This window comes from Bradyrhizobium sp. UBA2491 (assembly GCF_002341725.1).
GTDB lineage: Bacteria > Pseudomonadota > Alphaproteobacteria > Rhizobiales > Xanthobacteraceae > Bradyrhizobium.
This window is the reverse complement of the sequence record NZ_DDOP01000050.1, coordinates 39,807-47,455: the sequence shown is the minus strand read 5'-3', so window position 1 is coordinate 47,455 and position 7,649 is coordinate 39,807. Positions and strand designations below refer to the sequence as shown.

Sequence of the window (7,649 nt, the reverse complement as noted above, 5' to 3'; positions counted from 1 at the left end):
CAAGTTCGAGAACATGGGCGCCCAGATGGTGCGCGAAGTCGCCTCCAAGTCCGCTGACGCGGCTGGCGACGGCACCACCACGGCAACCGTGCTCGCCCAGGCGATCGTGAAGGAAGGCGCCAAGTCGGTCGCCGCCGGCATGAACCCGATGGACCTCAAGCGCGGTATCGACCTCGCGGTCGAAGCCGTCGTTGCGGACCTCCAGAAGAACTCGAAGAAGGTCACCTCGAACGAGGAGATCGCCCAGGTCGGCACCATTTCGGCCAACGGCGATGCCGAGATCGGCAAGTTCCTCGCCGACGCCATGAAGAAGGTCGGCAACGAGGGCGTGATCACGGTCGAGGAAGCCAAGTCGCTCGAGACCGAACTCGACGTCGTCGAGGGCATGCAGTTCGACCGCGGCTACATCTCGCCCTACTTCGTCACCAACGCCGACAAGATGCGCGTTGAGATGGACGACGCCTACATCCTGATCAACGAGAAGAAGCTCTCGTCGCTGAACGAGCTGCTGCCGCTGCTCGAGGCCGTGGTGCAGACCGGCAAGCCGCTGGTCATCGTCGCTGAAGACGTCGAAGGCGAAGCGCTTGCCACCCTCGTCGTCAACCGCCTGCGTGGCGGCCTGAAGGTCGCGGCCGTCAAGGCTCCGGGCTTCGGCGATCGCCGCAAGGCCATGCTGCAGGACATCGCGATCCTGACCGGCGGCCAGGCCATCTCGGAAGACCTCGGCATCAAGCTCGAGAACGTCACGCTGCAGATGCTCGGTCGCGCCAAGAAGGTGATGATCGACAAGGAGAACACCACGATCGTCAACGGCGCCGGCAAGAAGGCCGACATCGACGCTCGCGTTGCCCAGATCAAGGCGCAGATCGAGGAAACCACCTCGGACTACGACCGTGAGAAGCTCCAGGAGCGTCTCGCCAAGCTCGCAGGCGGCGTCGCGGTGATCCGCGTCGGCGGCGCGACCGAAGTCGAGGTGAAGGAGCGCAAGGATCGCGTTGATGACGCGATGCACGCGACCCGCGCGGCTGTCGAGGAAGGCATCGTCCCGGGCGGCGGCGTCGCCCTGCTCCGTGCCTCCGAGCAGCTCAAGGGCCTGCGCACCAAGAACGACGACCAGAAGACCGGCGTCGAGATCGTGCGCAAGGCGCTGTCGGCTCCGGCTCGCCAGATCGCGATCAACGCCGGTGAAGACGGTTCGGTGATCGTCGGCAAGATCCTGGAGAACAAGACCTACAATTACGGTTTTGACTCCCAGACCGGCGACTATGCCGACCTGGTCAAGAAGGGCATCATCGACCCGACCAAGGTCGTGCGCACCGCGATCCAGAACGCTGCCTCGGTTGCGGCGCTGCTGATCACCACGGAAGCGATGGTTGCCGAGCTGCCGAAGAAGAACGCCGGCGGCCCCGCGATGCCTCCGGGCGGCGGCATGGGCGGCATGGACTTCTAAGTCCAGCCACTCAAGGCGATCCACGAAATGCAAAACCCCGGCAGCGATGCCGGGGTTTTTGCTTTTGGAGTGAGTGTTGATTTGACGTTCGAAGCGACGATACCATCCGCCGTCATTCCGGGGCGCGCGCTGCGCGAGCCCGGAATCCATAACCACGAGTGTCGAGATGGCCTACTACGTCTATCTTCTTGCGAGCAAAAAAGCACGGCACACTCTATCTCGGTGTAACAAACGATCTTGTGCGTCGCATCCACGAACATCGTACGAAGGCGGTTAAAGGCTTTACATCGCGATATGGCGTCGACAAATTGGTTTGGTTCGAGATTTACGAAGACGCAACCACCGCAATCACTCGCGAGAAAGAGCTCAAGAAGTGGCGGCGCGATTGGAAGACCCGGCTCATTGAGGAGCAAAACCCGGGATGGGTTGATCTCTATCCGGGGATATCCACGTGATAGCCGTGGTTATGGATTCCGGGCTCGCGCTGCGCGCGCCCCGGAATGACGAACGTGAAGGGCCGCCCGTGGGCGGCCCTTCTTGTTATCATGCGCTCTCGGGCGCCTTGAGGCGGACCAGCTTGGTCAGCAGCGCATCGAGGCCCTGCCCGTCGCCGGCGTGCAGGTCGATGCGGCCGACCTTCTCGACCAGACGCTCCAGCGACTCGAGCTCCTTGAGCCGCAGCAACAGAGGGTTCTCCTCCATCAGCTTGGCGGTGTTCAGGAGCGAGCGCGTCGCCGCGGTCTCCTCCTGGCGACGGATCAAATTGGCCTTCGCCACCCGCTCCGCCTCCACCACCTTGTTGACCAGCTCGCGGATCTCGCCGGGCAGGATCACGTCCTTGACGCCGAGCTCGGTAACCTCGACGCCAGAGCCCGCGACACGGCCGCGGACATAGTCGCGCAACTCCTCGTCGAGCGCCGTCTTCGCAGACAGCACCTCGTCCAGCGTGCGGCCGGCCACCGCCTCGCGGATCGCGAACTGCACCAGGCGGTACAGCCACGCATCCACGTCGGGCACCGTGGCCACGACCCGCTCGGGATCGACGATCCGGCGGAACGCGGTCAGCGTCACGCGCAGCGCGATGCGGTCCTTGGTCAGCATCTCCTGCGCCGTGATCTCGATCGCCTGGGGACGCAGGTCGAGGCGCTTGACCTCGATCTTGCGGCCCGCGATCCAGAACGCGTGCCGGCCGGGCGCGAGCCGCTCGACCAGCTTGCCCTCAACCGTGAGCAAGCCCGCCTCGTGGTTCTCGACCACGGCCTCGGTGATGACGCCGGCCCGGTTGGGCTGGATCATCGCGAGATGGCGCGCCGTGACCCTGGGATCGCTGGTCACGTCGATGCGCTCGACATCGACCACGGTCGCGACCTTCCAGTAGACGCGCGTCTGCCAGGGCGTCATCAGTTGCACCGGACGGCCGTCGAGGCTGACGATCGCGATCTCGTTCGCCTTGGTCTCGATCGCCGCGAACAGCCCGTCAGCCAGATCGGGCCGCGCGGCCTTGATCACCGCGAAGCGATCCGCGGGGAATTCGCTGCGCACGACGCTGAACAGCTCGGCCTTGAGCTCATGCAAGGGATCGAACAGCCGATGGCGTCCGGGGCCGAGCACCTGCTCGAGCCGGCCGTCACGCGTCAGCAACGCGCGCTCGCCATCCTTCACCGTCAACTTGGTCGTCAAGAAATGCCAGGTCATGGCACGCCTCCATCGTTGCCTCGGGCCCATGGGCCTGAGAGCGGGTTTCATTTTGCAAAGGACGTGAGGACGCGAACGCGGCTTCCTGTCAGCCAAGCGGGCCGTGGCTTGAGCTTGCGCGATGACGGGCGCACGCGCGCGATCGCACGACGATTGTCGTGCGGCCGTGTGGAGCCACCCGGCATCAGCGCAAGCGGTATCCACCGCGGCGCAAAGCCGGTCTCACAGTGTCGATGTTCGGACGAAGAGCCTTGCGGCAGGACGACCGGACTGCGACTGAAGCGCGCGTCCGGTCCCCTTCAGAGGCATCAGCTTTGAAGGCTGAAACGGAGCGCTTGGAGCGGGAATCGAACCCGCGACCCGATGAGTGTCATTCACCTGCTCTAACCAACTGAGCTATCCTTTGTGAGAAGATCGGATTCGAACCGGTACCTTCGGGATTTCAGTCCCGACGCTCGCCCATGAGCTTCATTCTCGTGATCTTCATTTCGGCGGAACACGACACCGCAGAGCGGCACGCGCCAGTCGGGATCTCACGAGCCCGAACCCATGGCCGAAGCGAAGGAGCGGGCTAATAGACGAAGCACGCCCGGGTTGCAAGAGGGCAATGTGTGATTTTTTCGTGACGGGACACCGACCATCACCTCGTCATTCCGGGGCTCACCCGCCCCGTGCGACATCCTGGAAACAGCCGCGCAGCCAATCGATGGTAACGCGCGTGGCCACGTCGCGCTTGAGATGGTTCTGCACCAGCAGCCACACGTCGCGTCGCTTCGGCAGCAGCGTGGCACGCAGGCGGCGATCGGTCAGCAAGTCCACGCAACTATGCTCCGGCAGCACGCCGACCGCGTGATGCGACTGGATCAGTCTGTGGATGACACGCACATTGTCGGTGACGCAGCGCGCGCGAAGCCGCTTCGCGCGCAGGAATTGCATTTCAGGAATGCCTCCGAGTTCGTCCGGATAGGCGCACGTCACCGCCTCTCCCGCCGTCGTCGCGGCCGGCTCGAAGAAATACAGCCTGACCTCGGCGAGCTTCGAGATCGCAAAGTCGCCCTTGTCGGGCTTGCGCAGGCGGATCGCGAGATCGGCCTCCCAGCGCGAGAATTTGACGTTGTCGCTCGACGTCAGAAACTGCAACGTCAAGCCCGGATGGGCACGCAGCAACGCGCCGGTGCGCGGCGCCAGCACTTCCTCGGCAATCGCATTGGTCGAAGCGATGCGCAGCCGGCCGACCGGCCCGGGCAGGCTCTCGCCGATCCGGCCGATCTCCTCGGCATGCGCGGCCATCGCCTGGATGTGCGCGAGCACGACGTCGCATTGCCGGGTCGGCTTGCGCAGTCCGTCGGCGGCCTCGAACAGGCGTAAGCCGAGCGCGCGCTCGATCCGCGCCAGCCGGCGGCCGACCGTGGTCTCGTCGATGCGCAGCCGCGCGCTGGCGCCGGCATAGGTGCCCTCGTCCCTGATGGCGGCGATGATGCGAAGGTCGTCCCAATTCATGGCGTCAGGCTACATCGTGCCTGGCCTGCCTGCAACAACGCAGCCACCGGCTGCAATATCCCTGCATAACGGCAGGCCGCTCCGCGGCTATATTTTCGCAAGACACATCCGCTGGAGACATCGGGACCATGACCGCAGCCAAGACATTGATGCAGCTCGCCGGTATCGATCTTACCCCGCCTCGCCTCGGCGACAGCTGCCTGGTGCTGATCGATATCCAGAACGAATATCTCGCAGGTCCCCTCGCTTTGCCCGACGCCAGCCCCGCGATCGTACGCGCTACCGCGTTGCTCGGACGCGCACGCGACAGCGGCGCTGTCATCATCCACATCGCGCACAAGGGAGCGCCGGGAAGCCTGTTCGACCGCGCCGCGGAGCGCGGCGCGATCGTGGCGCCGTTGGCACCAAGGCCGGGCGAGATCGTGATCGAGAAGCAATTGCCGAACGCGTTCGCCGGCACCGAGCTGAACACGCAGCTTGCCGCGACCGGACGCAAGGAGCTGGTGCTCGCCGGCTTCATGACGCATATGTGCGTCAGCTCGACGGCCCGCGCCGCGCTCGATCTCGGCTTCCGCACCACCATCGACGCCGACAGCTGCGCCACCCGCGACCTGCCCGACGGCAGCGGCGGCACCATTGCCGCAAAACTCATCCACGACGTCGCGCTCGCCGAACTATCCGACCGCTTCGCGATCATCGCCCGCGGCAATGCCCTCGCCTGAGAGACATCGCCATGCTTGAGCTGTATTTCTCGCCGATGGCCTGCTCGCTCGCCAGCCGCATCGCATTGATGGAGGCCGGGATCGAGGCGCGCTACCACCTCGTCCAGCTCTGGACCAAGAAGGTTCTGGAGGACGATGGCGATTTCCGCGCGGTCGCGCCGAAGGGCGCGGTACCGGTGCTGGTGCTGGAGAACGGCGAGCGCCTGACGGAAAGCGCGGCGGTGTTGCAATATATCGCGGACCGCAAACCCGAGCTCGGCCTGGCGCCGCAGCCGGGCGATCCGGATCGCTACCGGTTGCAGGAGTGGCTGAGCTTCATCGGCACCGAGATCCACAAGGGCTTTCTGTTCCCGACCTTCTGGTACAAGGACGACGCATCGCTGGCCAAGCCGCGTGCGCGGATCGGCCAGACCTTGTCGGTGCCATCTGCGCATCTGGCGGACCGTGAATTCCTGGTCGGAGAACGCTTCACGGTTGCCGACGCGCACCTCGCCTGGGCCCTGCTGTTGCTCCGCGCCGCCGGTGTCGACGTCGCGCAATGGCCGTCACTGGCAGCCTATCTCTCACGCATCCAGGCCCGGCCGCAGGTCAAGGCCGCGGTCGGCACCGAGATGCAATTGTGGAAATCGCTCGCGGCGTGAGCAGGCGAGGGTCTCTTGCCTGTGCATGATCTTTTCGGAAAGCGGCTTCGCAGTTTTCCGGATCATGCCCTACTGGAATGCGACCTCGGCGAAGCTGCGCAGCTTGCGTGAATGCAGCCGTTCGGATTCCTGCTGCTTGAGCCGCTCCAGCGCCCTGAGGCCGATCTCGAGATGCTGGCCGACGCGCTGACGATAGAATTCGCTGGCCATGCCGGCGAGCTTGATCTCGCCATGCAGCGGCTTGTCGGAGACGCACAGCAGCGTGCCATAGGGCACGCGGAACCGGTAGCCGTTGGCGGCGATCGCCGCGGATTCCATGTCGAGCGCGACGGCGCGCGACTGCGACAGCCGCCGGATCACCTGCGGCCCGCTGATCTCCCAATTGCGATTGTCGACGCTGGCGACCGTGCCGGTCCGCATCAGCCGCTTGAGCTCGAAGCCGGTGAGCCCGGTGACCTCGCCGACCGCCTCCTCCAGCGCCACCTGCATCTCCGCCAGCGCCGGGATCGGCACCCACAGCGGCAGTTCGTGATCGAGCACGTGATCCTCGCGGACATAGCCATGGGCGAGCGCATAGTCGCCGAGCCGCTGCGTGTTCCGCAAGCCGGCGCAATGCCCGATCATCAGCCAGGCGTGCGGTCGCAGCACCGCGACGTGATCGGTGATGTTGCGCGCGTTCGACGGACCGATCCCGATATTGATCAGGGTGATGCCGCGATAGCCGGGCTCGACCAGATGAAACGCCGGCATCTGCGGGACACGCTCCGATGCGGTGCCGGTGGTGCCGCCGCCAGCCAGCGCGTTGCGGGTGATCACATTGCCGGGCGCAACGAAGGCTTCAAGACCGGCCTCGCCCGCCGCGAGGCGTTGCTGGGAGAGCTGCACGAAGGCATCGACATAGAACTGGTAGTTCGTGAAGATCACGAAGTTCTGGAAATGCTCCGGATCGGTGCCGGTGTAGTGATAGAGCCGGCGCAACGAGTAGTCGACCCGCGCGGCGCGGAACAGCGCCAGCGGCTCCGGCATGCCCGGCTTCAATTCGAACGTACCGTCGGCGATCGCATCGTCCATCGCGGCGAGGTCGGGCGTATCGAAGATATCGCGCAGCGATCGCGTGAAGGCCGAACTGTCGGCAATGGTCAGCGCCGCCTCGATATTGATGTCGCGCCTGTAGGCGAAATGGATCGGAATCGGCTCATCGGATTCCCCGATCTCGACCGCCACGCCATGGTTCTTGATCAGGAGCCCGATCTGCTCGGTGAGATAGGTCCGGAAAATATCCGGCCGGGTGATGCTGGTTTCGTGGATGCCGGGCCCCGCGACGAACCCGTAGGCAAGGCGGGAATCCAGCCGGGCATGCGACGATGTCGTGATGCGCACGAACGGGTAATGCGCGCGGACCCGCGTGGTGATCACCGCGCCGTTAACATAGGCCTCGAAGCGGTTGCGCAGGAAGCCGGTGTTGCGCTCGTAGATCTCTTCGAGGCGGGACACCGCCGCGCCGGCATCGACGAATGCTTCGGTCGTGATCGGTGGAGGGGTTTCGATGGGGGTTGCAGGAGACATGTTCGCCTTGCGCCAAGGACCGGTGTCGAGCTGGGACTCGCTCCGGATCGACGCAGTATAGCGACAATGGCCTCC

6 protein-coding genes, 2 tRNA genes and 1 pseudogene are annotated in these 7,649 nt (G+C 64.9%); 4 read left to right on the top strand and 5 right to left on the bottom strand.

Features of this window, described 5'->3' with window-relative positions; translation table 11 throughout:
- Together groL and B2W55_RS16725 are read left to right on the top strand one after the other, a co-directional pair.
- On the top strand, nucleotides 1-1,450 hold a 1,450-nt coding region (gene groL, locus B2W55_RS16730), incomplete at its 5' end, for a chaperonin GroEL (protein ID WP_291532251.1).
- A 166-nt stretch (nucleotides 1,451-1,616) separates the two neighbouring features.
- Nucleotides 1,617-1,905, top strand: a pseudogene (locus B2W55_RS16725) (GIY-YIG nuclease family protein).
- A gap of 88 nt (nucleotides 1,906-1,993) precedes the next feature.
- Here B2W55_RS16725 and B2W55_RS16720 read toward each other — a convergent pair.
- The 4 genes from B2W55_RS16720 to B2W55_RS16705 form a co-directional block, all read right to left on the bottom strand.
- The gene (locus B2W55_RS16720) at nucleotides 1,994-3,145 is read right to left on the bottom strand and encodes an SPFH domain-containing protein (RefSeq protein WP_024582527.1); all 1,152 of its coding nucleotides are present in this window, start codon (nucleotides 3,143-3,145) and stop codon (nucleotides 1,994-1,996) included.
- Nucleotides 3,146-3,480: 335 nt separating this feature from the next.
- Nucleotides 3,481-3,547: transfer RNA gene (locus B2W55_RS16715), tRNA-Val, on the bottom strand.
- A gap of 3 nt (nucleotides 3,548-3,550) precedes the next feature.
- Nucleotides 3,551-3,622: transfer RNA gene (locus B2W55_RS16710), tRNA-OTHER, on the bottom strand.
- A gap of 183 nt (nucleotides 3,623-3,805) precedes the next feature.
- Nucleotides 3,806-4,645: a LysR family transcriptional regulator gene (locus B2W55_RS16705; protein ID WP_024582528.1), complete on the bottom strand. Its 840-nt coding sequence runs from the start codon at nucleotides 4,643-4,645 to the stop codon at nucleotides 3,806-3,808.
- A 128-nt stretch (nucleotides 4,646-4,773) separates the two neighbouring features.
- Between B2W55_RS16705 and B2W55_RS16700 the strand changes: the two genes are divergently transcribed.
- Nucleotides 4,774-5,367 (top strand): cysteine hydrolase family protein, encoded by a 594-nt coding sequence (locus tag B2W55_RS16700; protein ID WP_024582529.1) that lies wholly within the window; start codon nucleotides 4,774-4,776, stop codon nucleotides 5,365-5,367.
- 11 nt (nucleotides 5,368-5,378) lie between these two features.
- Nucleotides 5,379-6,008, top strand: a complete 630-nt coding sequence (locus B2W55_RS16695; RefSeq protein ID WP_024582530.1) for a glutathione binding-like protein — start codon at nucleotides 5,379-5,381, stop codon at nucleotides 6,006-6,008.
- Nucleotides 6,009-6,077: 69 nt separating this feature from the next.
- Here B2W55_RS16695 and B2W55_RS16690 read toward each other — a convergent pair whose 3' ends face one another.
- Complete coding sequence (locus B2W55_RS16690) at nucleotides 6,078-7,574, bottom strand: AMP nucleosidase (protein ID WP_029879436.1); 1,497 nt, start codon at nucleotides 7,572-7,574, stop codon at nucleotides 6,078-6,080.
- Between the last annotated feature and the right edge of the window lie 75 nt (nucleotides 7,575-7,649).

What these genes read in the sequence shown, in the direction of transcription:
- B2W55_RS16695 (WP_024582530.1), top strand. Translation starts at nt 5,379, where the DNA reads ATGCTTGAGCTGTATTTCTCGCCGATGGCCTGCTCGCTCGCCAGCCGC.
- B2W55_RS16690 (WP_029879436.1), bottom strand. Translation starts at nt 7,574, where the DNA reads ATGTCTCCTGCAACCCCCATCGAAACCCCTCCACCGATCACGACCGAA.
- B2W55_RS16720 (WP_024582527.1), bottom strand. Translation starts at nt 3,145, where the DNA reads ATGACCTGGCATTTCTTGACGACCAAGTTGACGGTGAAGGATGGCGAG.
- B2W55_RS16700 (WP_024582529.1), top strand. Translation starts at nt 4,774, where the DNA reads ATGACCGCAGCCAAGACATTGATGCAGCTCGCCGGTATCGATCTTACC.
- B2W55_RS16705 (WP_024582528.1), bottom strand. Translation starts at nt 4,645, where the DNA reads ATGAATTGGGACGACCTTCGCATCATCGCCGCCATCAGGGACGAGGGC.